Below are 24139 nucleotides of genomic sequence, written 5' to 3' on the forward strand. Positions count from 1 at the left end.
CCATCCCAGCCGCCAGCCCGACCGGGTTGCGGAACCGGAGGCCCATGTGCTCCACCGGCCGCGACGCAGCCCAGGAGCCGGCGGGGCCGTCGCTCGCCAGGTGGCTCAGCAGGGCCCGGCCGTAGGACCCTTCGGCCACCTTGCGCAGGGCGGTCAGTGTCGCGCCATGGATCCATTCCGAATCGGACGTGAAGAGCACCGGCCGCAGGCCCTCGTACAGGTCGCGTTGCCAGCCCACCCTGGTTGGCTCCGGTCGTCAGGTGTCGTGGGCGCGGGGGAACGCCATCTCGGTCGGCCATACCGGGGGCAGCGACTCGTCGTCGCCCGCAGCCGCTCCACCGGTGGGCGACATGTATTCGTGCCACACCTCGGTCCCGGCCGCCGGCGGGTCGTCGAGCTCCTTGATGGCCACGATGCCGTCGAAGCGGATGGCGCCGGGGCGGCCGTCATCAGTCTCGAAGTCGTCCTCGTACTGGGTCGCGATCTCCACTGCGCGGCCCATGGCGGCCTCCTCGTCGTCCCCGTCGATCAGGACCACGCGATCCTCGACCAGGTACGGCTCGGTGGCCTCCTCGACCAGGTACGCGTACCGCAGCTCGACCGCGAACCAGCCGCTGCTGACGACCCGGGCGGCGGCCGGATCGGCCTCGACGGCATCGGCGCGGCGACGGTGGGTCACGCGGGGGGTGGCTCTTCGCCCATGACCGTCTGCGACTGTTCGCGCAGGAACTGCTGGACGTAGTACGGCCCCAGGCCGCCCTTGCCCGACGAGCCCGAGCCCTTCCAGCCGCCGAAGGACTGGATGCCCGGCCACGCCCCGGTGGTCGCGCCGCTCCGTCGGTTGACGTACACGACCCCGGCCTGGATGCCGGTCAGGAAGCGCTCGATCTCGGATTGGTCATGCGAGAAGATGCCGGCCGTCAGGCCGTAGGGGGTGTCATTGGCCAGGCTCAGGGCCTCGTCCAGTGAGTCCACCTCGGCCACCACCACGAACGGCACGAACAGCTCGTCGCGGAACAGGCGGTGGTCGGGCGGGAGGCCGGTGACCACGGTGGGGGTCGGGAAGTAGCCGCGCCCCACGTCGCCCGAATCGAGGACCTGGCCCCCGGCCGCGATGGTGCCGCCGTCACGGCGCGCCTCCTCGACCGCATCGGTGAACGTGCGCAGCGCCCGGGCGTTGATGACCGGGCCCATCCAGTTCTCGCGCTGGGTGGGGTCGCCCACCTTGATCTGCCGCGCTCGCTCGGCTAGCCGCTCGACGAACTCCGCCGCCACGCTGCGATCGACGTAGACCCGCGAGTTGGCGCTGCACTTCTGCCCGTCGAACCCGAACGCCGAGCGGGCCACGCCCTCGGCCGCCTCGTCCAGATCGGCGCTGGCGGTGACGATGGCCGGGTTCTTGCCCCCCATCTCGGTGATGATCGGCCTCGGGTACTCGCGCGTGAATCCGCGGTACAGCCGCATCCCGACCTCATGGCTGCCGGTGAACACCATCCCGTCGATGCCCGCGCTCTCCTCCAGCTCGGCGCCCACCGTCTCGCCGGGGCCGGTCACCAAGTTCACCACCCCGTCAGGGATCCCCGCCTCGCGCAGGGCCTCGACGAACTTCCAGCCCATCAGCGGCGCGTCGGACGAGGGCTTCATGACCACCGTGTTGCCCGCGATCAGGGCGCCCGAGGCTGGCCCACCGGCCAGCGCCATCGGGAAGTTGAAGGGACTGATGACGGCCCACACGCCGTGTGGCTTGAGGACCGAGCGGGTGTGCTCGGCCGGCGACAGCGACCCCATGGGCTGGACGAACCCGTCGTGGGCTTCCATCTGGTCGGCGTAGTAGCGGAGCAGATCCGCGGTCTCCTCAACGTCGCCCAGCGACTCCAGCCGGTTCTTGCCGACCTCGAACGTCATGAGCGCCGCGTACTCGAACTGCCGCCCGCTGATGAGGTCCGCCGCGCGGCGGATGATCTCGAGCCGGCGCCGCCAACCGAGGTCGCGCCAGGCCGGGAACGCGTGCCGGGCCGCGGCGATCGCGTCATGCACGTCCTTGCGCGTGCCGACCGGGAAGCGGCTGACGACCAGCTCGGTGTCGATCGGGGAGCGGTGCTCGAAGGTCTCGGCCCCTGCGCGCAGCTCGGACCCGATCAGCATGGGGTACGTCTTGCCCAGCTCGCCACGGGCCCATTCCACTGCCCGGTCGAAGGCCGCCTGGAGCTCGGGGTTATCGGCGCTCAGGGTCGCGTAGGTGATCTTCAGGCGGGGGCTGGTCGCGGTCACGGATGGGGTCTCCTGGATGGGTCGGTCCGGATTATCGCACCGGGTCCGGGCGGCCCGAAATGCCCCGTCAAGCACAGTGGGAGGCCAGGCTCCGGGGGGAGAAGAACCTGGCCTCCCGGGCGGATGATAGACCGATAACACGGCGCCAGGGACTGCTTTGGGCGGATCAGGCCCATGCCTTGGCGAGGTGGTACAGCCCCAGTTTGAGCTCCGGGAGTGGCGGATAGGAGCTCATCAGGAAGGCCCGCGCGCGGTCGCCGTACAGGCGAGGCAGGATGGCATGTGCGGCCTCCGTGTCGCGCAGGTCGAGCCTGGCGTGCACGACCTTGATCTTGAAGCCGTGGCGCAGCCACCAGCCCGTTCGTCGCTGAGTGGCCTGCCGGGCATGGTTGACTACCTCCGGCTCGAGGAGAGGCCCCACGTCGTCGCGGCCGTAGTAGCCCATGACCACCAGCCGCCCCCCGGGACGCAGGACGCGCAGCGCCTCGGCGATGGCCGGCAGCGAGTCCTCCTCGGCCTCGATCAGGCCATGGAGCACGATGTCCACCGCCGCGTCGCGCAGGGGGAGGGCAGTGGCCTCGCCCTCCACCATCCGGATGTTTGGCTGGTGCGCCGCGCTGGCGCGCAGGCGCGCTTCTCCCAGTAGGGACGGATCGGACTCGATGCCATAGGTGCGCGCTGTGCGCCGGGCGAGGAGCATGGGGTAGTGGCCGATCCCGGTGCCCACATCCGCGATCCGTTTGCCGGACAGGGGCACGATCCGCTCCAGGGCGGCCAGCACCTTGCGACCGGGGTCGATCATGTCGCCCAGCCGGTGGTACAGGTCCGGATCAGGCTCGGTCCAGGCCGGGAGGATGCCGCGCATCATGGGAGGGGGACCTGCGTCATGGGACGGCCACCCGGAGCCAGGCCGGTTGCCCGCCCTCCTGGCGGAGGAGCGCCTCCCCGGCCAGGAGCTGCAGGTCAAAATCGACCGGACCATCCATGCGGCGGTTGGCGATGATCGGGATGACCAGGGTCGCGCCCGGATCCAGTGGACCCCAGCCCAGCGACGTGGTGCCGGCCGGCTCTCCGCTTTCACCGGGTCCCCACACCCACTTGGTCCAGGCCTGGATCCAGCTGAGCGGCGGGCACCCGTCGCAGATCCGGTCGGGCGATGGCACGAACGGCGCCAGGAAGAGGTGCTCGTCCAGCGACGTCGACCAGCGCAGGACGATCTCCGTGATGCGCGTGGCGTCGAGATTGGTGACCGTCACCACGATCTGGCCCGAGGCGTCGGTGGCCAGGTTGGGGGCCACCGTGACCCGAATCAGACGTTCATCTTGCAGGGCCGGGTTCTCAAGCGAGTAGGGCCGGGGCGTCGCCTCCGGCGTGGTGCTCGGTTCGGCCGTGGGCGTGGCACGGGGCGTGGCCCTGGGGGAGGGAGACGGCGTCTCGGTGGGGAGTGGCAGGCAGGCCTCGAGTGCCACGACGAGCGTCACAAAGGCCCCTCCGACGAGGATGGCCCGCGGCGCGAGGCGGGATCGGGCGCGGGCGGACATGACGCCGCATGGTAGAGGACGACCCCTTGCTACGATGCCCGACATGGAGCCGGCATCCCCCGCCACCCGCCACCGCCCCTCCTTCGGGCTGATGGCCTGGTTCGTCTGGGTTGGGCTGCTGCTGGGGGTTACCGGGCTGCTCCTGCCCCGGATCATCGCCTTCGTCGACTTCAGCGAGAAGGCGCCCTTCTCGCTCCTGGGCCTGTTCATGATGGCCGAGCTGGCCGCGGTCCTGTTCGGCCTGACCCTGGTGCTCCAGCACAAGCGCGCCGGTTTCGGCTTCGCGCTGGGCATCTCGCTCCTGCCGGCCCCCATCCTGGCTGGCCTGGTGCCGGTCGCCCTGGTCATGCCCGCCGAGGCGGCCGCGGGGTGGACCACCCTCATGCTCCCATTGGGCGCCGCCATCTCGGTGGTCCTCATCGCCGGCCTGGTTCGGCCCGCCACGCGGTCCTGGTTCACCGAGGACTGACGGCCGGATGCGGCTGGTCGCGTTTGCCCATACCCAGGCTGAGGGCCCGCCTGGCCGGCGGCTGGGGCTCGAGCAGCCCGACGGCGTGCTGGACCTGACCGAGGCTCTGGGCGCCGATCTGGGTGGGGTCCTGGCCAAGCTCGACCCGGAGGCCATGATCGCGGACGCCGTAGCCGCGGCTGTCACGGCGGGCCAGGCTCTCATCCCGCTGGCCGAGATGCGTCATCTGGCCCCGCTCCGGCACCCGGGCAAGATCGTGTGCGTGGGGCTGAACTATCACGACCACTGCCGGGAGCAGAGCGTCGAGCCCCCGGCCTACCCGATGCTGTTCGCCAAGCTCGCGAACGCCATCAGCGACCCGGGCGCCCAGCTGGTCCGGCCCAGCGCCACCGACAAGCTGGACCTCGAATGCGAGCTGGCCGTGGTCATCGGTCGCCGCGCGTCGCAGGTGGCCCCCGACCGGGCCCTGGAACACGTCTTCGGCTACACGATTCTCAACGACGTCACGGCCCGCGACCTCCAGCGCGAGGACCGCCAGTGGCTGCGAGCCAAGAGCTGGGACGGGTTTGCGCCCCTGGGGCCGGTCGTGGTGACCCGCGACGAGATCGCCGACCCCGGCCGGCTGGCCCTGAGCTCGTGGGTCAACGGCGAGACCTGGCAGGAATCGACCACGGCCGAGATGATCTGGGACGTGCCCAGCCTGATCGCGTTCGTGTCCCGATCGATCGCACTGGAGCCGGGCGACATCCTGGCCACCGGCACGCCGGCCGGGGTCGGCCACTACCACGACCCGCCCCGCTACCTGTCGGGTGGGGACGTCATGGGGTGTGAGATCGCCGGGATCGGGGCCCTCGAGAACACCATCGTTGATGAGCAGCCGCGAGCCGCGGACCATTCCGCGGCCGCCGGCATCACCGAGCCGGCCGGCATCGCCTGATGCGCGCCCTGGCCAAGACCCGGGCCGAGCCGGGCCTCGAGATCATCGACGCGCCCCTCCCCACTCCGGGCCCGGGCGAGGTCCAGCTCCGGATCGAAGCGGCCAGCGTGTGCGGGACCGACCGCCACATCTACCTGTGGGACCGCTGGGCGGCCGAGAACATCAAGCCCCCGGTCATCCTGGGTCACGAGCTGGCGGGCCGGGTGGTGGCCGCCGGCGCGGGGGTGACCCGTGTCCGCGAAGGGGACCTGGTCGGGGTCGAATCGCACCTGTACTGCGGGACATGCACCCAATGCCGCGCCGGCTCCCCGCACCTGTGCCGCAACCTGCGGGTCATCGGCGCCCACGTCAACGGCGGCTTTGCCGAGTACGTGGTCATTCCGGAGGCCAACGCGGTGGAGTCGAACGGGCTCGATCCCGCGGTGGTTGCCCTCCAGGAGCCGATGGGCAATGCGGTGCACGCCGCGTTCGTGGAGCCCATCGCGGGCCGGACGGTGGCGGTCACCGGCTGCGGACCCATCGGGCTGTGCGCGGTGGGCATTGCCAAGGCGGCCGGGGCGACCTGGGTGGTGGCAACCGACACCGAACCGTACCGGCTGGAACTGGCCGCCCGAATGGGCGCCGACCTGGCCCTGGATGGCCGCGAGCCGGACACCGTCGCGCGGGTGCTCGAAGCGACCGGCGGGGACGGGGTGGATGTCGTGCTCGAGATGAGTGGGTCGGCGGCGGCCCTGGACCAGGGCCTGCGCTTCGTGACCCGCGGGGGGCGTATCAGCCTGCTGGGGATCTTCGGCGAGCCGGTGGCGGTGGACCTGTCGAACCTCGTCATCGAGAAGGGCGTTCGCCTGCATGGCGTCTTCGGACGCCGGATCTACGACACCTGGGAGCGGACGCAGGACCTGCTGCGGTCCGGGGCGCTGGACGTGGCGCCTATCCTCACCCATCGGTTCGACCTCGCCGACTGGCAGCAGGGATTCGACCTGCTGGGGTCGCGGCATGCCGGTAAGGTGGTGCTCACGCCATGACATCGGCTCGCTCGACGCGCAATCCGCTGGCGTTCCTGGACGCCGACCTCGACGACCTGCGCGCCAAGGGCCTGTATCGCCGCCTGCGGGTGGTGGAGAGCGAGCAGCAGGCCCGTTGCCGGATCGACGGCCGCGAGGTCATCACCCTGTCCAGCAACAACTACCTGGGCCTGACCACTCATCCCAAGCTCCGCGAGGCCACCATCTTCGCCACCCGGGCCCTGGGCGCCGGATCGGGAGCGGTGCGGACCATCGCCGGCACCATGACCCTCCACCAGCAGCTCGAGGCCCGGCTGGCCGATTTCAAGGGGGTGGAGGCGACCCTCACCTTCCAGTCCGGCTTCACCGCCAACACCGGGACCATCCCGGTCCTGGCCGGGGAGGGCGCGGTCATCGTCTCGGACGAGCTCAACCACGCCAGCATCATCGACGGCATCCGGCTCACCAAGGCCGAGCGCCGCCTGGTCCCGCATGCCGATACCGATGCGCTGCGCGCCACCCTGCGCGAGATCCGGGCTGCGCCCGGCGGGGCAGGTCGGACCATCCTGGTCATCACCGATGGCGTGTTCTCGATGGACGGCGACATCGCCCGCCTGCCCGAGATCGTCGAGGCGGCCGAGGAGGCGGAGGCGATCGTGTACGTCGACGATGCGCACGGTTCGGGGGTCCTGGGACGCAACGGGCGCGGCACGGTCGACCACTTCGATCTGCACGGGCGGGTCCACGTCCAGGTCGGCACCCTGTCCAAGGCGATGGGTGTCCTGGGCGGCTACGTGGCCGGCAGCCAGTCGCTGCGCGACGTGCTCATCCACCGCGCGCGGCCGTTCCTGTTCTCGACCTCGCATCCACCCGGCGTGGCCGCCGCATGCCTGGCGGCGATCGAGGTCCTCGAAACCGAGCCGGAGCGGATCGAGCGGCTGTGGGCCAACACCCGCCGCTTCAAGGAGGGGCTGGGAAAGCTGGGGTTCGATATCGGTCGGTCCGAGACCCCGATCACGCCGGTCATCGCCGGCAGCGGGGCGCTGGCCATGCAGCTGTCGGATCGGCTGTTCGAGGAGGGCGTGTTCGCCCAGGGGATTGGCTACCCGACGGTGCCCGAGCCCAAGAGTCGGGTGCGCACCATCGTGACCGCCGAGCACACCGACGCGGACCTCGACGTGTGCCTGGCCGCATTCGAGAAGGTGGGGCGCGAGCTGGCCCTCATCTGAGACGAATCAGGCCCCCGGTTGCCCGGGGGCCTGACCAGTTGGTGGCGTTCAGGATCTAGCGGCGGCTTCGCACCGCGGCCACGTTGGCGTAGGCCAGCGCGCCGAGCGAGGCGATCAGGATGGCGCCGAAGAAGATGGTCGCCAAGGAGCCGCTTCCCGGCAGGCCGAGGGCCGTGTTCGGAAGCGATGGTACCGGCGTTCCGGTCCCGCCCAGCTGGCCCCCCTCGCTGGCCGGAACGGACGGCGTCGGGGTTGGGGTTGGGGTTGGGGTCGGGGTTGGCGTCGGCGTCGGGGTCGGCGACGAAGCCGCTGCCGCGCAGTCCGCGCCAGTCCCCAAGGCCCCGAGAAGGAAGTCCTGCTCGTGTCCGCTCTCCGGATTTCCGTTGGCGTCGAGGTGCCCCCCGTCCGTCCAGGCGCCCTCGTCAATGGTGATGGCGACGTACGGGTTCGAAACCGAACCCGTCGCGTGACAGATGGTCTCCTTGTCGGCGGCCTGCACCACGCCCGTAACGCTCAATGCGAGGATGAGTCCTGCGATGGCAGCGAAGGCCAGAGTCAAGCGTGCCGCATGACGGGCGGGTGCCTGCGTTTGGACGGTCAATGCCGGATCTCCTTTCGATTGCCCCTTGGTCCGGCAGCGTCCGCTGACCGGCCCCCTGGGATTTTCGAAGCCGAACAATACACACTAGGTACGGCCTTGCATAGTACTTTCTGGCCACCCGTCGAGGGGTAGGGTGGGGTCTGGTGTAGGCACCCAAAGAAGTGGTGCCAGCGGGCACCAACCTGGGTCCTGGTACCGACGGCCTCCGCAACAGAGAACGGGGTACGGTTTGACCCGTACCCCGTCCCTGCCAGGGGGGCTGGCTGATTCGGCCCGAAGGGCGTGCCTTCAGAACCGATCAGGCCCCCGGAGTCCGGGGGCCTGACGATTGGCTATCGGCGGCGTCGCACCGCGGCCACGTTGGCGTAGGCCAGCGCGCCGAGCGAGGCGATCAGGATGGCGCCGAAGAAGATGGTCGCCAAGGAGCCGCTTCCCGGCAGGCCGAGGGCCGTGTTCGGAAGCGATGGTACCGGCGTTCCGGTCCCGCCCAGCTGGCCCCCCTCGCTGGCCGGAACGGACGGCGTCGGGGTTGGGGTTGGGGTTGGGGTCGGGGTTGGCGTCGGCGTCGGGGTCGGCGTCGACTCCTCCGGCAAATCGTTGAAGCAGAACGAGAGGTGGCTCAGGCCTGACCACGGCGGAGTCGAGACCGCTGTGCCCTGGTCGTTTCCAGGTGCGTGCAATCCGGTATCCGAGGTCGCGCCGTTGTAGACGTACAGGTTCCCGCCGGGTCCACCCTTGACGAACACCGCGTCAACGGGGAGGTTCGAGTCCCAATCAAAGGTCTGGCCGTCAGCGGTGTCGTGCAGAGTCAGGAAGACCTCGAAATCGCTGTCGGGATCCTCGTGGAGGCCGCCTGTCACCGGCTGGATCTTGAACTCGTGGTCGTACGCTACATTAAGGGTGCCGCAGGTCGGGTTCCCCTGGAAGAGCTGGGGAGTGACGTGCGTGCCGAGCACTGGGCTCGCCACATAGAACGTGGCGAGGATGAGTCCCGCAATAGCCACTAGGGCCAAGGTCAGGCGAGTCGCATGACGGGCGGGTGTCTGCGTCTGGACGGTCAATGCCGGATCTCCTTTTCGGTTGCCCCTAGGTTCCGGCAGCGTCCGCTGACCGGCCCCCCTGGGGTATTCAGGAGCCGAAAGATACAGGCTAGGTCAGGGCTTGCCTAGTACTTTCTGACGGCTCGTCGAGGGGTCGGGTGGGGTCTGGTTGGGACGGGGGCGCAGTATGTGTTGCTCATAAGCACCAGCGACCCCCCAAGGGTCCCGTTCTGGGTCCCAGGACCTGAGTACCCCATCCGCGGCGCCCGGCGGCCTAGAGACGAGTCAGCCCGTCCGGCCGCGCGCCTCGAGCAGGACGACCTGGGTCTCCTCGGGGAGGGTGGTCGGGGTCAGGCTGGCCTTCGGCAGCCGGATCGGCTCGGTGGCCAGCTCGTGGAGGAAGGTCTCCGGCCCGAGCAGGTCCTTCGAGCCGCCGTCGGTGGCGAAGTGCATGGGGATGACGACCTTCGGTTCCAGCTGGGCGACGACCTCGGCCGCCTCGGCCGGCGAGATGGTCGTCTGGCCGCCGACCGGCACCAGCAGCACGTCGATGGGTCCCAGCTCGTGGAGCTGCTCATCGGTCAGCAGGTGGCCCAGATCACCCAGGTGGCAGACATGAACCCCGTCGACTTCGAAGGCGAAGATGACGTTCTCGCCCCGCTCGGTTCCCTCGGCCGCGTCGTGCCAAGTCCGGACCCCGGTGACCAGCAGGTCGGCGAACTCGTACTCGCCGGGCCGGGTCAGGGTCAGCCCCGCGCTGATGGAGCGGGTGTAGGCGTGATCGGCATGGTGGTGCGAAATGGTGAGCAGGTCGACGTCGTGCTTGCCGGCCACGAACCCGGTCTTGGGCGGACAGGGGTCGGTGATGACCGTCGCGCGGCGGCCCTTGAGCCGGAAGCACGCGCGGCCGTACCAGGTGATCTCCATGGGTGACCGATGCTACCGCACAACCGCGCCAGAAAAGCACGAGCGCCGGTGCCCGCCCAATGACACCGGCGCCCGAAGGAGGGAGGGTGGAGGAGAAATCCCGAAGGATTTCTGACTCGCATGCTCAAGGTAGGGGTCGGACGTGAAGCCACAACCACGCCGATGTGAAGAAACCTGAACCTTTCATGCCAGAATGCCTGACCCATGTCGCCTCTCGCACGGCGCCTGATCGCCGTCGTGACCCTGATTCTGGCCATCGCCCTGATCGCCGTCCTGACCCTGCGCGCCTTCGGCGTACCGATCGCGATTGGACCCTTGGCCAGTGCCACGCCGCTCCCCGCGCCGAGCGCCGCGCCCGCGCCCAGCGGTGGGGCGTCGCCCGACATCGAGGACGCGCTGGCCGCCCTGGAGGCCGACGTCGCCGACCTGCGCGACCTGCCCCCGGCCGACATCGGTCCGGCCGAGTTCGTCTCCCGCGCCGAGGTCGAGCGGCGGTTGGCCGACCAGTTCGCCCAGGATTACCCGACCGATGAGGTCGCCGCCGACAATGCCCTGCTCCAGGGGCTGGGCCTCCTGACCGCGGATCAAGACGTGGCCGCCCTCCAGCTCCAGCTCCTCTCGGGCCAAGTGCTCGGGTATTACGACGACGTGACCCAGTCGATGTTGATCGTGTCCGATGCCGGGCTCTCCCCGGAGGCCCAGGTGACCTACGCCCACGAGTACACCCATGCCCTGCAGGACGCGGCATTCGGGATCGACTCGATGGAGCTTGACGCAGATGGCGACGACGACGGCGCGTTCGCGCGGCTCGGGCTGGTCGAGGGCGACGCGACGACGGCCATGGTCCTGTGGGCCATCGATCACCTGCGGGCCGAAGACCTTCTCGAGATCAGCCAGACGCCGCTCCCCGACACCACCGGCGTGCCGGACTGGATGCTCCGCCAGCTCGAGTTCGCCTACCTGGCGGGGACCGATTTTGTGGCCCGGCTCTACGCGAGCGGCGGCTTCGCCGCAGTCGACGAGGCGTGGGCCGACCCGCCCGTCTCCACCGAGCAGATGCTCCACTTCCGGTCGTATGTCGAGGACGAGCTGCCAGTGGTCGTGCCGGAAATCGACCCCGACGTGCGGGCACTGGGCGTTGACATCGTCGAGGACACGACGCTGGGCGAGGCCATGATCGCGATATGGCTGGCCCATCATGGCCAGGACCAGGCCGACGCGGACACGGCCGCCGCCGGTTGGGGCGGTGACCGGGTGACGGCGCTGGTCTCGCCGGACGGCGAGGTGGCCGTCGTGCTGCGCGTGGCGTGGGACACCCCGGTGGACGCCGACGAGTTCGAGGCCGCATACGCCGATGCCCTCGAGACGCTTCGACTGTTCGGCCACCTGGACCGGATCAGCGACACCGAGATCGTCGTCACCCAGGCGTCGACCGAGGCCCTGCTTGACGCCCTCGTCGGCCTCTAGCGCCGGCGCCGTCTAGCGCTGTGCGCGGCTCAGGACGACTCGCATTCCCGCCAGGCAGCCCAGGGCCGCCAGCAGAATCCCGAAGAACACGAGGCCGGGAGCGCCGGACCGGGTCGGGCCGGTAGCCGCGTTCGGCAGCGAGGCGGCGGGGGTCGGTGCCGGGCCTTGGCAGATGTCGATCAGGCTGAGCGCGCCAGCCTGGTTGGGGACGGAAACCGATCCGGCGGTGACGGTGTCATCACCGGTGGTATAGGCGAAGAAGTAGTGAGTCACCCCGTCCGTCGTGCTGCCGCTGACCAGCGGCAACGTGCCATCGCCCAGGAAGGTGACGCTGAGTGACAGGGGCGGCGGCCCGAAGTACGGCGGGCTGACATCTTGCAGCCAGAACGCCCACATCACCATCCCAGCTCCAGGTGCCTGGGGAGCCGCCGGGTCGCAGCCTATGGGGCCGGTTTTCCAGGGGTTGGCGCTGTTGGTGCCAACGCCGCCGGTCAGCGGTACTACCTCGCCTCCGGCGTGGACGGTTCGCACGGCGGCTCCGACCGTCAGAAGAAACGCGGCCAAGAGCGCGACCACCAGGATCCAGCGTGACGCGCGGATCTCCGAAGACACGGCCCGGGTGATCAAGGTATTGCTCCTCTCGAACTCGATGCCCATGCCGGCGGACGGTAGCGCGCCGGTCTCCACCGCGGACGATACACGGCTCGCGCGGCGTCATACATCGAATTACATCGAGTCCGGGGCGCGCACGCCGATCAGGCCCAGGCTGTTGGCGAGCACCTGGCGAGTCGCCCGCACCACGGCAAGGCGCGCCGTGCTGAGCGTTGCGTCATCGGTCAGGACCCGGCAGTCGCGGTAGAACTGGCTGAACAGGTTAGCGACCTCCATCGAATAACGCGGGAGCTCGTGCGTCTCGCGTCGCATGGCGGAATCGGCGACCACCTCCGGCAGACGGATCAGGTGTCGAATGAGCGCCTGCTCCGCCGGATGGGTCAGCCGCGACGCGGCCTCTCCGAGGCTGCTCGGCAGCGCCGCGGCCGCCGGCTGACGGAGGATGGACGAACAGCGAGCGTGGGCGTACTGGACGTAGTAGACCGGGTTCTCGTTCGACTGCTGGCGGGCCAGGTCCAGGTCGAAGTCCAGGTGCTGGTTGGCTGATCGCAGGGTGAACAGGAAGCGGGTCACATCAGGCCCGACCTCGTCGACCAGCTCGTCCAGGGTCACGAAGCTCCCCTCGCGCTTGCTCATCTTTGCCCCGCCAGCCAGCGCCACGTTCTGGTAGATGATGATCTCCACGGTTGCCGGGTCGTGGCCCAGGCCTTCCGCCGCGCCTTTCCAGCGCCAGATGTCACCGTGGTGGTCGGGGCCCAGGATGTAGATGAGGCGCCCGAACCCGCGCTGAAACTTGTCGAGCAGGTAAGCCACGTCGGCCGCGAAATAGGTGGGCTGGCCGTTCGAGCGGACCAGGACCCGGTCCTTGTCGTCGCCGAACGTCGTCGAGCGGAACCAGGTCGCCCCCTCACTCTCGTATACGTGGCCTGCCGCCCGCAGCTGCTCGATAGCCGCGGTCACCTCACCCGCCTCGTGGAGCTCGCGCTCGGAACGCCACACGTCGATCCGCATCCCCAGCCGGCTGATCGTGCGCCGGATGTCCTCGAAGACCCGGTTCCAGGCCCACTCCCCAATGGCCTCTTGGGGGTTGACCGATGCCAGCGCTTCGTCCGGGACTTCCGCTGCCAACTGACCGATGTAGGCGCCCCGATAGCCGGCTTCGCCGGATTGGCCGGTGCGCGCCAGGTAGACAGACTGTCCGAAGTCGCGGACCTGGCTGCCGTAGTCGTTGACGTAGTACTCGCGCGTCACCTCCGCGTCGGCGGCCTCCAGTAGGTTGGCCAGGCTGTCCCCGATGAAGCCGCCGCGCCCGTTGCCGATGTGGAGCGGACCGGTCGGGTTGGCGCTGATGAACTCGACGTTGATCCGTTCGCCGGTGAGCCCGTCCGACCGGCCCCAAGCCGGTCCGGCTGCAAGGATGGCCGGGACCTGCGCCGCGACCCATCCCGGATCGAGGCGCCAGTTGATGAAGCCCGGCCGCTCAACGGTGGCCCCTCCCACCCCGGTCGGCGGCTCGAGGTGACGGACCAGGGTTTCGGCGATGGCCAGCGGTGAGGATCGAGCCAAGGGGGCCAGCTGCATGGCGGCGTTGGTGGCGTAGTCACCGTGCTCGGCCAGCGCCGGCCGCTCGACACCCGGCTCGGGGAGTGCCGCTCCCGCGGGCAGCGCCAGCTCGCCGGCCGCTGCGGCGCGGTCTCGGGCGGCCACCACCGCGTTCCGCAGTTCGTCCCGAAGCGTCATGCGGCGGGAGTCGCTGTTTCGTGCCGTGTCAGCCGATCAGCGAGCTCGAGAACGCGCGCCCGCCATCGGATCGCTCCGAGAACGACCAACAGCGCGAGTCCGGTATGCACGCTGACCCATGCCGGAGCGAGTACCCGATCCACGTCAGAAAGACTCGGCTGCAGCAGATAGGCAACCAGTACGACGGGAAGGGCGGCCAGGAAAGGTACCGTCCACCATCGACCGACGAGCAGCAAACCCACGATGCCGCCTACCACGAGGGCCAGCACGAGAGGCCGCGCAAGCAGCCCAAACGGCAGGGTGGTCGTGAGCTGCTGGAGGTCGTTGGACAGGAGCCATCCAAGGGGGTCAGCGATGTCAGGCGCGGTGAAGTGCCCGGTGGGGAGGTCCTGCATGAGGTCCAAGAATCCAGGGAACCCCGCAGCCGCAAGAAACGCGGTGACCGCCACGGCAGGCACCGCGGCCACAACTGCGGCGACGAGGAACCGTCGCCACTCGTCGGCCCCGGCTAGCGCCGCGCCAATGGCACTCAGGCCGAACACCGCAGGCGCCAACACACCGATAGGGCGAGTGAAGCACAGGGCCAGCACGGCAAGGCCAAGGGCTACGAGCCAAACAGGTCGGCGCTGTGATATCCATAGCGCCCCGGTCGTGAGCGTGACGGCCCACAGGCTGATCGCCAAACCATCGGTCATCAGGGCCACCAGCCACTGGGTGAACAGGACATTGAAGACCCCAATGCCGGTGGCGATCACGGCGACACGTAGGCCGGCAAGCATCAGAAGGCCGACAAATGTGGTCGCCACGAACAAAGCGACGGCGAAGGCACTAATCGCTAGAGGTGCTCGTGTGCCGAGCACCGGATATGCCGCGGCAACCAGGGTCGGGTACGCCGGTCGCATTCGGTATTGGAGCCCCCAACGTTCTTGCTCCGGCCTCAGGTCAAAACTCCACTCGTGGCCGTCAAGCGTCTCGGTTACGTACAGAACCAAAGGCCTAGATCCGTATCGCGTGAACAGATCCCAACTGAGAGCGTCCTGCTGCTCAGGAGGCAACCCAGCGTACTCAAACGCGTACTTGTGGTAGACGAGTGAGTCCCATCCGGCTCGTGCGTCGGTGCTGAACCACAGCGCCGCCCAGCCCGCCGCGCCCACCAAAAGGCTGAGGAGCAACGCGCGATTCACGGACATCCTGGAACTTATCGGTCCCGTGCCAGGCGCAGCTCGAGCGCTTGGTCGGCGCTGAAGTTGCGGAGCCCCAGCGTGTCGGCGGTCACCTCCAGCAACGCGGCCGTGGGCGCCAGGCCGATCAGCTCGGCGTGGTCGATGTCGGTGCCTGCCTGGCGGGCCAGGCGGCGGACCTCGTGCACGACGCGCGGGATCCCGGTCTGCTCCCAGTCGGCGAGGTTCATGCTGACCTGGGCCAGCTGCCGGCCGTCGGGAATCGCCACCAGGACGCCCATGGCCTGCACGGCCGGCAGCCCGCCGGACGACTCGCGGATCGCCTCCGCGATGCGCTGGGCAATCTCCACGTCATCGGTGGCCAGGTTCAGGTTGAATGCGATGAGAGGCTTGCGGGCGCCCACCGCCACCGCGCCGCCGCGGGGGTGCAGGCGGGCCGGCCCGAAGTCCGGGGCGCGGTCGGGGTTGACTCCGATCTCCTCTTTCAACGCCTCGTACTGGCCGCGCCGGATATCGGCCAGGCGGCGCCGCTCCGGACGGAGAGCTGCCTCCCCATACAGGTAGACGGGGAGCGCGAACACCTTGGCCAGCTGCTCCCCGAAGCGGCGAGCCAGGTCGACACACTCCTCCATCCGGGTGTCGCCCAGTGGCACGAAGGGAATGACATCGACCGAGCCGATGCGCGGGTGCGCCCCGGTCTGCTGCTCCATGTCGATGAGCTCCAGCGCGCGGCCGACCGCGGCCATCGCCGCCCGCACCACCGGTTCGGGGCCGCCGGCGAAGGTCACCACGCTGCGGTTGTGCGACTCATCGCGGCTGGCATCCAGGAGGGTCACACCGTCGATCTGGCGGATGGCGCGCGTGATCTCGTCCAACACCTCGGGTCGCCGGCCCTCGCTGAAGTTGGGCACGCACTCGATCAGGCTGGCCACGGACCGATCATAGGTGGGCGGGCCGCGCTCAAGCCGACGCCGCAGCCGCTTGCCGCGGGTCCTCGCGACCGATGGTGTCCGGGTTGGTGCCCCGCGCCCGGGCCAGTCGCTCGGTCAGCAGCTGGAGGGGGACGGCCGAGCCCAGGACGGCGGCCACGATTCGCGGCAGGCCGGGTTCGAGATTGACCGATTGCCATCCCGCGGTGGCTAGGGCGCGCTCCGGTGCGCCGCCCACGTCCGCCGCGGCGATGACCGCCGCTGGCATGCCCAGCTCCCTCACCGACCGAAGCACCGATGCGGCCCGATCCAGGAGGCCGGTTCCGCGCCCCTCGGCATCGGTCAGCAGCATGACCAAGCCGGTGCGCTCGCTCGCCGCCGCCAGGTGGCCGTGGCGGATGGTCTCCAGCTCGTGGGCCACCGCCGGCAGGCGCGCCCCCTCCTCGACCTTGAGGGCGAGTTCGCGGGCTGCCGCGTAGTCCGCGCCGGAGCCGACTACCAGGAGGCGGTCGGTCGAGGCGAGCCGGGCGGCCATGCCCTCGGCGGCCGTGGGGTCGAGTCCGGCCATCACCTGGCGCGCCGTCGCCTCCGGCGGCGGCAGCGCCTCACGGATCGCGCCGTGCAGGCAGGCACCAACGACCAGTGGCGACAGATAGCCGACGGTGTGGCACCAGGACTGATCCTGTTCTGCGGTGCCCAGGAGGTGGTCGGCCAGCGCGGCGGCGGGGGAGCGGTCGCTGACGGTGATGAGGACGGTCGTCGCGCCCGCCGCCGCGGCGGCCCGCAGCGCGTCATTGGCGGCGGCGGTGCCTCCCTCGTGCGACACGGCCACGACCACGCCTCCGGGCGGAACCCGACGCGACAACTCGAAGGCCTGCACCGCGATCACCCGGTCATCGGGCAGTCCTGCGATGGCCAGCGCGTCGGCAATCAATGCCGCCACCGCGATGGCCGCGTGCTGGCTGGTTCCGCATCCGGTGGTCGTGATGGCCAAACGGTCCTGGGCTGCCTCCCGTAGGGCGCCGGCAACGGCCTCCAGTGTCGGGCGCGACTGGAGCCGACGGACCAGGCGCTCGGTCAGGGCCGGCTCGGCCTCGATCATCTCGGTCATCGCGTATGGCGGTCCGTCGCGCCAGGCCGGCATCTCGGACGATGCCCACGGATCAGGAGCGCCGGGTAGCGCACCATCATTCATCGCGCACATGCCGCCCGATCCTACGCGGCGTCCAATGGCCCGGACACGGTCGCGCTACCATCGGTTCATGGACGTCCGCGACGCCCTCGCCCAGCTCGAGGCCGCCGGCACCGAGCGGAACCGCATCATCTACCGCCGCCATGGTGCCGGGGAGAACCAATACGGCGTGGCCTTCAAGGTCCTGCGGGCGCTGGCCAAGCGGATCGGGCGCGACCACAACCTGGCGAAGGGCCTCTGGGCCACCGGCAACGCCGACGCCCGCCTGCTGGCCTGCATGGTCGCCGATCCGGCCCGCATGAATGAGGACGACCTGGACGCCTGGATGAGGGAGATCGCGTACTACGTGCTCGTCGACGAGTTCGTCGCCAACGTCGCAAGCCAGGTGCCCGGGGTCCGCGGCCGGATGGAGCGCTGGACCAAGTCGGCGCGGGACTGGACCGCGCAGGCGGGTTGGGATCTGGCCGGCGTCCTCGCCGCCCGCGATCCGAACCTTCGCGATGAGTTCTTCCTCGACCTGCTCGAGAAGATCGAGCGCGAAATCGAACACGCCGGCAATCGAACCCGGCATGCCATGAACGGGGCCCTGATCGCCATTGCGCTGCGGAACGAGGACCTTCGCGATGTGGCAATGGATGCCGCGGGGCGGATCGGTCCGGTCGTCGTCGACCATGGCGAGACAGGCTGCGTCACGCCGGCCGCCATCCCGTACATCGAAAGGACGCTGGCGCACAGAAAGGCGCAGGCTGCCAAGAAAGCCGGGAAGACAAAGGGCAAGGCCGTCGCCGGGGCGCGCCACGCGTCGCGGTGAGCGAAGCGCCGCGCCCGCCGCTGGCGGGCTTTCAGCCCGAGCGCGTGGACGACCCGACACTCATCAACCTCCACGACTACGAGCGTCTGGCCGCCGAACGGCTGGCGGCGGGCGCGCTGGCGTACTACACCGGTGGCGCCAACGACGAGCGGACCCGGAGGGGCAACCGAATGGCCTTCTCCGCGCGACGAATCGTCCCCCGCGTCCTCCGCGACGTATCACGAGTCGATCTGAGCGTCGAGATGCTCGGCCGTCGCTGGCCGTGGCCTGTCTTCATCTCCCCTACCGCCTTCCACCGTCTGGCCCATCCCGACGGCGAGTTGGCGACGGCCCGGGGAGCAGCGGCCCGCGGGATCATGATGACCCTCTCCACCTCGTCGAGCACCGATTTGGCGGACGTGGCGGCGGTCGGCGGGCCGCGCTGGTTCCAGGTTTACCTGCTGGCGGATGCCGGGGCGAGGCAGGCCCTCGTCGAACGCGCGGTGACGGCCGGATATGAGGCTCTGGTGCTGACCGTGGACTTGCCTCGCGTTGGCCGGCGGGAGCGGGACATCCAGGTCGGTTTCGCAATTCCCGACGACGTGGCAGTCCCGAACATCGCGGCCGCCGCCGGCGTCCCGTTGGCCGAGGGGCTAAACGTGGCATTCACCGATCGAATGACGTGGGACGACGTGGAGTGGCTCAATGGGTTCGGCCTGCCGGTCATCGTCAAGGGCATCCTCCATCCGGACGATGCGCGGCTCGCGGTCGAGCACGGCGCGGCGGCGGTTCAGGTCAGCAATCACGGCGGGCGGCAGCTGGACAACGCCATCGCCAGCCTGGACGCCCTGCCCGCGGTGGCAGCGGCGGTAAACGGTCGCGTCCCCGTGTTGATGGACGGCGGCGTGCGACGCGGAACCGACGTCCTGGTCGCGCTGGCCCTGGGCGCCACCGCAGTCGGCATCGGACGCCCGATTCTGTGGGGCCTGGCCGTGAACGGCGAAGCCGGCGTTGGCCACGTCCTCGACCTGCTCACCGCGGAGCTGGAGCTGGCAATGGCCCTGGCCGGCGCCCCATCGATCGGCGACCTCGGTCCGGACTGGATCGTGCCGGACCCGGCTTATTCGGCCTTATCCGCCTCGGCCATCGGGATCCGAACGCCGCGCTCGCGGGCGACGTCCAAAGCACGTTCGTAGCCGGCATCGGCGTGACGCACCACGCCCATCCCCGGATCCGTGGTCAGGACCCGGTCCAGGCGGGCGGCGGCCGCATCGGTCCCATCCGCGACGACCACCATCCCCGCGTGCAGCGAAAACCCGATCCCCACGCCGCCGCCATGGTGGACGCTGACCCAGGTCGCCCCCGCGGCCGTGTTCAGGAGCGCGTTCAAGACAGGCCAGTCCGCAATCGCATCGGACCCATCGCGCATGCCCTCCGTCTCGCGATACGGGCTTGCGACCGAGCCCGCATCCAGGTGGTCGCGACCGATGACGATCGGCGCCGCCAGCTCCCCGGACCGCACCATGTCGTTGATCCGCAGCCCCGCCTTCGCCCGCTCCCCATAGCCGAGCCAGCAGATCCGGGCCGGCAGGCCCTGGAATGGCACTTTCTCCTGGGCCAGGCGCAGCCATCGGTGCAGGGATGCGTCGTCGGGGAACAGCTCGGCCAGGGCCGCATCGGTCTTCAGGATGTCGTTGGGATCTCCCGAGAGTGCGGCCCAGCGGAATGGCCCCTTGCCCTCGCAGAACAACGGGCGGATGAAGGCCGGCACGAATCCGGGGAAGGCGAAGGCATCGATTACGCCGGCCTCGGCCGCCACGGCGCGGATGTTGTTGCCGTAGTCGAAGACGACTGATCCGGAGGCCTGGAAGGCAAGCATGGCCCGCACGTGGTCGGCGATCGAGGCCTTGGCCAGGCGCACGTACTCGTCCGGGTCGCGGTCCCGGAGTGCCAGGGCTTCCGCCAGACCGATGCCACCCGGCACGTACCCGCCCAGCGGGTCGTGGGCGGAGGTCTGGTCGGTGACGACATCCGGACGCCAGCCGCGGCGGACCAGATCCGGCTCCACGTCGGCGGCGTTGGCGATCAGGCCGATGCTCCGCGCTTCGCCGGCGGCGCGCCACGCATCCACCTTCCGGATCGCTTCGTCCAGATCGGTAGTCAGCTCGTCCACGTAGCCGGCCTCTTTCCGCCGCTCGGCGCGCGCCGGGTCCACCTCCACGGCCAGCACCGCGCCCTCGTTCATCGTCACCGCCAGCGGCTGGGCGCCGCCCATTCCGCCCAGGCCCGCGGTCAGGGTGGCCGTCCCGCGCAGGGAGCCGCCGAACTGCTGTCGTGCGCACTCGGCGAACGTCTCGTATGTCCCCTGGATGATCCCCTGGGTCGCGATGTAGATCCACGACCCCGCGGTCATCTGCCCGTACATGGTCAGGCCTGCCCGTTCCAGCTCCCGGAACTTCTCCCACGTCGCCCAGTGGGGAACGAGCAGGGCGTTGACGATCAGGACGCGGGGAGCCTCAGGCGTGGTCCGAAAGACGCCGACCGGTTTGCCGCTCTGGACGAGGAGGGTCTCGTCATTTTCCAGCCGGCGCAGCTCGCGGACGATGGCATCGAACGCCTCCCAGCTGCGCGCCGCCCGTCCCGTGCCGCCGTACACGATGAGGTGGTCGGGGTCCTCGGCGACCTCCGGATCGAGGTTGTTCATCAGCATCCGGAGCGCCGCTTCCTGGCCCCAGCCCTTGCAGGAGATCTCGGTCCCCCGGGGTGCCCGCACCGGCCTCGGCCCCGCCTGCGTCTTCATCAGGGAATTGTCGCCCACCGCCAGACGACCTACGAGGTCGCCGACAGGAGGAACGCGAGGGCGAAACCGAGGACAGTGACCAGGCCGGCGAGGTCGCCGCTGTCCTCGAAGGCCTCGGGGATCATGGTGTCGACCAGCATGGTGATCAGCCCTCCCGCGGCAAACGCCTGGACGAACGGGATAGCGGGTCCGGCCTTGTTGAGGAACGCATATGCCGCCACGGCCGTCAGGGCAGACGCCAGGGCGACGCCGATCCAGAGGCCCAGGATCCATCCGCGGGCGTGACCCTCCCGGCGGAGGTCCACCGATGCCGAGAAGCCCTCCGGCGCGTTCGACAGCACCACCGCCGCCAGAAACGCGGGCGCAACGGTGCCGCTGACCAGAAGCATGGAGCCCAGAACGATCGACTCCGGGATGCCATCCAACACGGCACCAAGGACGATCGACAGGCCCTGACCCTCCTTGGCGGGGCGGACCTTCGCACCACGCCGGGCGGCACCCCGCGTGTGCAGCCAACGGTTGCCGATGAAGTACGTGAATGCCCCTGCGGCCAGGCCGGCGGCCAACAGCCATCCGCCACCTATCTTGAATGCTTCGGCCGCGAGCTCGAACGCGACGGCGCTGATCAACGCCCCGGCGCCGAACGCCAGGGCCAGGCCTACCCAGGATCGCGGGACGGTCGTGGCCACGCCCGCCACGGCGCCCACCACCAACGCCGAGCTGGCCAACGACGCCCACAGGAAGGCTTCGATCATGGGTCAGATCGGTCCGGGCATGCGCTCAATCGTCTCCGAACGGGTTGGGCCGCTGGGGCTTGGGTGGAAGGCGGAAGACATCCTCCTCGCTCGGGCCCTTGGGCAGCGGTAGCGGCCACCCCGCGCCTTCATCGGCCGGCCGAGCTTTTTCCAGCAGGTCGCCCCAGCCCACCTCCGCGCCTCCCGCCAGGTCGCGCCGGAAGACCGGATATCGGTCGTCTCCGGCCGCCCGGGCGAAGCCCGACGACTCGTACACCGATGCCGGTCCGCCGGGCGGGAGCCACGGGTCGGCGGCGCGCTCGGGATAGACCTCGACCGCGGTCACGCCACGCCGATCCAGATCGGCGCACACGGCTTCCGCCAGCGCCTGGCCAATGTCGAGCCGGTCGGGTGCGTCGGCGATCACCTGCAGGCAGGTGATTACCCATGGAGCGGGTGATTCGGGCAGCTCGGGGTAGCGGTCACGGATGAGCTGGGCCCGCGGGTAGACGCTCAACGGGCCGAACTGGGCGTAGCCGACCGTCGTTCCGTCGCGTCCTGTGGCCAGCATCCCGTATGAGCCGGCCAACCTGGCCCCGGCCAGCAATGCGGCGCGCTTCGCCTCGCGGCGAGCGGTGGTGTCATCCCCCTCGCGGTTGCCTTCCAGACGCTCCCAGTAGTCGCAGGTCTGGCACCGCGCGCCGGGGCGGGCCGGGCCCGGGATGGCTTCGATGCTCGATTCGTCGACGAGGGCGAAGGTCAGCTCAGGCATCGGTCGCCAGGCTCCCGTCAGCGACGAGGCCGCCGTCGGCAATGAGCTGCGCCAGCGTCGCGATGTCGGGCCCCGGGGGCCGGTCAGCGGCGAGGGGTGGCACCGCCGCGCGAACGGCGGTATGAGCGGTGGCCACTCCCTGCCCGGGACGCAACGGGGCTCGCAGGTCGAGACCGCGGGCGGCGCACAGGGCCTCGATCGCCAGAACGGCGGTCACCCGATCCACGGCTTCGCGCAACAACAGGCCGGACGTGGCGCCCATGCTGACGTGGTCCTCCTGGTTGGCGCTGGTAGGGATGGTGTCGACGCTCGCCGGATGCGCCACCGTCTTCAGCTCGTTGACCAGGGCAGCTGCGGTGTACTGGGCGATCATTAACCCGCTCTCGAGGCCCGGCTCAACGGCGAGGAAGGCGGGGAGTCCCGACAGCCGCGCGTCCACCAAGCGCGCAGTCCGCCGCTCGGAAATCGTTGCCAGGGCCGTCAGCGCCAACCGGGCATGGTCGAGCGCCAGCGCCAGAGGCTCGCCGTGGAAATTCCCGCCGCTCACCACGCGCCCGTCCGGAAAGACCAACGGGTTGTCAGTGGCGGCGTTCATCTCCACCGCCAGGACGCTCTCCAGCGGAGCCAACGCGTCGTGCACCGCGCCGTGGACCTGCGGCATGCAGCGCAATGAGTAAGGGTCCTGGAGGCGGTGCGGACTGGACCGATGACTGGCCCCGATCTCGCTGTCCGCCAACAACGCCCTCAGACGAGCCGCGGATGCGACCTGCCCCGGGTGGGGGCGGGCGCCGATGAGCGCCTCGTCGAACGCCGACGCCGTCCCCAGCATGGCCTCCAGGCTCATGGCTCCCACCACGTCCGCGGTGATGACCAGCCGCCGCGCGTCCGCCGCCGCCAGGGCGCCCAGGGCGGCCATGAGCTGCGTCCCGTTCAGGAGGGCAAGGCCCTCCTTGGCGTGCAGCTCCATCGGCTCCAGGCCGGCTGTGGCCAGGGCTTCAGCGCCGGACAGTCGGCTGCCGCCAACTACTGCCTCACCCTCGCCGATGACGACCAGGGCGAGGTGGGCGAGTGGAGCGAGGTCGCCCGAGGCGCCCACGCTGCCGCGGGACGGGATGTAGGGATGGACGCCCGCGTTCAGCATGGCGACCAGCAAGTCCGCAAGCTCGGGTCGCACGCCGGACAGGCCGACGGCCAGGGCGTTGACCCGCAGCACGAGCATGGCCCGCACCACTTCCTCGGGGAGCGCCTCTCCGACACCTGCCGCGTGGCTGCGCACTAGGTTGCGCTGCAGCGTGGCCGTCTGCTCGGGCGAGATCCGGACGTCGGCCAGGTCTCCGAATCCGGTCGTGACGCCGTACACCGTCTCTCCCGATGCGACCACCCGATCGATCACCGCTCGCGAGGCCGCCATGCGCTCCCGAGCCGTCGGATCCACCTCCACCGGTCGCATGTCGCGAGCGACGGCGACCACGTCCTCGACGCTCAGGTCGCGGCCGGTCAGCTGGAGTGGGGCTTGCACGGGTCCCATACTACGGACGTGCGGAGGATCCCGGACCCGACCAGCCGCCTGGTCACGAGTCCCGACGCGCGAGACTGGCTGGGCGGTGCTGTGCCTAGCCCGGCCGCCGCGTTCATGCTCTCCCTGATCCTCCTGCCCACGCTCTTCTGGCTGGTGGCCCTCAAGCGCACGACGGGGCACCTCCAGGTCGAGGAGTGGCTGATGCAGAACGTCGTTGTGCCGTTCCAGGCCTGGATGGAGGCCAACCTTGCGGTGGTGGACGCGGCGCTGACGGCGATCAGTGGCCTGGGTTCAGGTTGGTTCGTGGGCCTGGGCTTCGCCTTCTGCGGCCTCCTGGCCCTGGCCAAGGGGCGCCGCGACCTGGCCTTGTTGCTCGCGGTGGGC

The 24139-nt window shown here is 69.9% G+C and carries 25 protein-coding genes; 8 read left to right on the plus strand and 17 right to left on the minus strand.

Features of this window, described 5'->3' with window-relative positions:
* The 5 genes from AABM41_09480 to AABM41_09500 form a co-directional block, all read right to left on the minus strand.
* Positions 1 to 238 (minus strand): hypothetical protein (locus AABM41_09480; GenBank protein ID MEK6192527.1); only part of this gene is annotated, 238 nt, incomplete at its 3' end.
* An 18-nt stretch (positions 239 to 256) separates the two neighbouring features.
* Entirely contained in the window at positions 257 to 679 is a 423-nt protein-coding gene (locus AABM41_09485) for a DUF4288 domain-containing protein (protein ID MEK6192528.1), read from the minus strand.
* Entirely contained in the window at positions 676 to 2271 is a 1596-nt protein-coding gene (locus tag AABM41_09490; protein ID MEK6192529.1) for an aldehyde dehydrogenase family protein, read from the minus strand. The genes AABM41_09485 and AABM41_09490 overlap by 4 nt, the downstream gene beginning before the upstream one ends.
* Positions 2272 to 2437: 166 nt before the next feature.
* Positions 2438 to 3139 carry a class I SAM-dependent methyltransferase gene (locus AABM41_09495; protein ID MEK6192530.1) on the minus strand — a complete coding sequence of 234 codons (702 nt, stop codon included), beginning with the start codon at positions 3137 to 3139 and terminating at the stop codon, positions 2438 to 2440.
* Between the two features lie 16 nt (positions 3140 to 3155).
* A complete protein-coding gene (locus AABM41_09500) occupies positions 3156 to 3812 on the minus strand; it encodes a hypothetical protein (GenBank protein MEK6192531.1) in 657 nt (218 codons plus the stop codon).
* A gap of 43 nt (positions 3813 to 3855) precedes the next feature.
* Here AABM41_09500 and AABM41_09505 point away from each other — a divergent pair, with 43 nt between their 5' ends.
* The 4 genes from AABM41_09505 to AABM41_09520 are packed head-to-tail and all read left to right on the plus strand — an operon-like array spanning position 3856 to position 7451.
* Positions 3856 to 4281 (plus strand): hypothetical protein, encoded by a 426-nt coding sequence (locus AABM41_09505; GenBank protein MEK6192532.1) that lies wholly within the window; start codon positions 3856 to 3858, stop codon positions 4279 to 4281.
* Between the two features lie 7 nt (positions 4282 to 4288).
* On the plus strand, positions 4289 to 5218 hold the full coding sequence (locus tag AABM41_09510; protein ID MEK6192533.1) for a fumarylacetoacetate hydrolase family protein: 930 nt from the start codon (positions 4289 to 4291) through the stop codon (positions 5216 to 5218).
* A complete protein-coding gene (gene tdh, locus AABM41_09515; GenBank protein ID MEK6192534.1) occupies positions 5218 to 6243 on the plus strand; it encodes an L-threonine 3-dehydrogenase in 1026 nt (341 codons plus the stop codon). Before AABM41_09510 ends, tdh begins: the two co-directional genes overlap by 1 nt.
* Positions 6240 to 7451: a glycine C-acetyltransferase gene (locus AABM41_09520; protein ID MEK6192535.1), complete on the plus strand. Its 1212-nt coding sequence runs from the start codon at positions 6240 to 6242 to the stop codon at positions 7449 to 7451. The genes tdh and AABM41_09520 overlap by 4 nt, the downstream gene beginning before the upstream one ends.
* A 55-nt stretch (positions 7452 to 7506) precedes the next feature.
* Here the strand turns inward: AABM41_09520 and AABM41_09525 are convergent, their stop codons facing one another.
* From AABM41_09525 to AABM41_09535, 3 genes are all read right to left on the minus strand, one after another.
* Positions 7507 to 8052 carry a hypothetical protein gene (locus tag AABM41_09525; protein MEK6192536.1) on the minus strand — a complete coding sequence of 182 codons (546 nt, stop codon included), beginning with the start codon at positions 8050 to 8052 and terminating at the stop codon, positions 7507 to 7509.
* A 332-nt stretch (positions 8053 to 8384) separates the two neighbouring features.
* On the minus strand, positions 8385 to 9113 hold the full coding sequence (locus AABM41_09530) for a hypothetical protein (protein MEK6192537.1): 729 nt from the start codon (positions 9111 to 9113) through the stop codon (positions 8385 to 8387).
* 264 nt (positions 9114 to 9377) lie between these two features.
* Positions 9378 to 10019 carry an MBL fold metallo-hydrolase gene (locus AABM41_09535; protein MEK6192538.1) on the minus strand — a complete coding sequence of 214 codons (642 nt, stop codon included), beginning with the start codon at positions 10017 to 10019 and terminating at the stop codon, positions 9378 to 9380.
* Positions 10020 to 10223: 204 nt separating this feature from the next.
* Here AABM41_09535 and AABM41_09540 point away from each other — a divergent pair, with 204 nt between their 5' ends.
* Positions 10224 to 11486: a hypothetical protein gene (locus AABM41_09540; protein ID MEK6192539.1), complete on the plus strand. Its 1263-nt coding sequence runs from the start codon at positions 10224 to 10226 to the stop codon at positions 11484 to 11486.
* A 12-nt stretch (positions 11487 to 11498) separates the two neighbouring features.
* Here the strand turns inward: AABM41_09540 and AABM41_09545 are convergent, their stop codons facing one another.
* The 5 genes from AABM41_09545 to AABM41_09565 all read right to left on the minus strand — a co-directional run bounded on the left by AABM41_09545 (position 11499) and on the right by AABM41_09565 (position 17152).
* Positions 11499 to 12143 (minus strand): hypothetical protein, encoded by a 645-nt coding sequence (locus tag AABM41_09545; GenBank protein ID MEK6192540.1) that lies wholly within the window; start codon positions 12141 to 12143, stop codon positions 11499 to 11501.
* 69 nt (positions 12144 to 12212) lie between these two features.
* Complete coding sequence (locus AABM41_09550) at positions 12213 to 13838, minus strand: arginine--tRNA ligase (GenBank protein MEK6192541.1); 1626 nt, start codon at positions 13836 to 13838, stop codon at positions 12213 to 12215.
* Positions 13835 to 15022, minus strand: coding sequence for a hypothetical protein (locus AABM41_09555; protein MEK6192542.1), 1188 nt, complete (start codon positions 15020 to 15022; stop codon positions 13835 to 13837). The genes AABM41_09550 and AABM41_09555 overlap by 4 nt, the downstream gene beginning before the upstream one ends.
* Positions 15023 to 15036: 14 nt before the next feature.
* Positions 15037 to 15951, minus strand: a complete 915-nt coding sequence (gene ftcD, locus AABM41_09560) for a glutamate formimidoyltransferase (GenBank protein ID MEK6192543.1) — start codon at positions 15949 to 15951, stop codon at positions 15037 to 15039.
* A gap of 28 nt (positions 15952 to 15979) precedes the next feature.
* Entirely contained in the window at positions 15980 to 17152 is a 1173-nt protein-coding gene (locus AABM41_09565) for an SIS domain-containing protein (protein ID MEK6192544.1), read from the minus strand.
* 58 nt (positions 17153 to 17210) lie between these two features.
* On the opposite strand from AABM41_09565, the gene AABM41_09570 reads away from it, so the two are divergent.
* Both AABM41_09570 and AABM41_09575 read left to right on the plus strand, forming a co-directional pair.
* Positions 17211 to 17951, plus strand: a complete 741-nt coding sequence (locus AABM41_09570) for a DNA alkylation repair protein (GenBank protein ID MEK6192545.1) — start codon at positions 17211 to 17213, stop codon at positions 17949 to 17951.
* On the plus strand, positions 17948 to 19126 hold the full coding sequence (locus AABM41_09575; protein MEK6192546.1) for an alpha-hydroxy acid oxidase: 1179 nt from the start codon (positions 17948 to 17950) through the stop codon (positions 19124 to 19126). Before AABM41_09570 ends, AABM41_09575 begins: the two co-directional genes overlap by 4 nt.
* Here the strand turns inward: AABM41_09575 and hutU are convergent.
* Genes hutU through hutH form a run of 4 tightly spaced genes read right to left on the minus strand, consistent with a single transcriptional unit; the run spans position 19051 to position 23764 of the window.
* Positions 19051 to 20730, minus strand: coding sequence for a urocanate hydratase (hutU, locus tag AABM41_09580; protein MEK6192547.1), 1680 nt, complete (start codon positions 20728 to 20730; stop codon positions 19051 to 19053). The two genes, AABM41_09575 and hutU, sit on opposite strands and share 76 nt — an antisense overlap.
* 29 nt (positions 20731 to 20759) lie before the next feature.
* Positions 20760 to 21485, minus strand: coding sequence for a ZIP family zinc transporter (locus AABM41_09585; GenBank protein MEK6192548.1), 726 nt, complete (start codon positions 21483 to 21485; stop codon positions 20760 to 20762).
* A 25-nt stretch (positions 21486 to 21510) separates the two neighbouring features.
* Positions 21511 to 22236: a hypothetical protein gene (locus AABM41_09590; protein ID MEK6192549.1), complete on the minus strand. Its 726-nt coding sequence runs from the start codon at positions 22234 to 22236 to the stop codon at positions 21511 to 21513.
* Complete coding sequence (gene hutH / locus AABM41_09595) at positions 22229 to 23764, minus strand: histidine ammonia-lyase (GenBank protein MEK6192550.1); 1536 nt, start codon at positions 23762 to 23764, stop codon at positions 22229 to 22231. Before hutH ends, AABM41_09590 begins: the two co-directional genes overlap by 8 nt.
* Before the next feature lie 9 nt (positions 23765 to 23773).
* On the opposite strand from hutH, the gene AABM41_09600 reads away from it, so the two are divergent.
* Positions 23774 to 24139, plus strand: a 366-nt coding sequence (locus AABM41_09600; GenBank protein ID MEK6192551.1) for a hypothetical protein, incomplete at its 3' end; no start/stop codon positions are given.

The sequence above is a fragment of the Chloroflexota bacterium genome (assembly GCA_038040195.1).
Taxonomy (GTDB): domain Bacteria; phylum Chloroflexota; class Limnocylindria; order QHBO01; family QHBO01; genus DASTEQ01.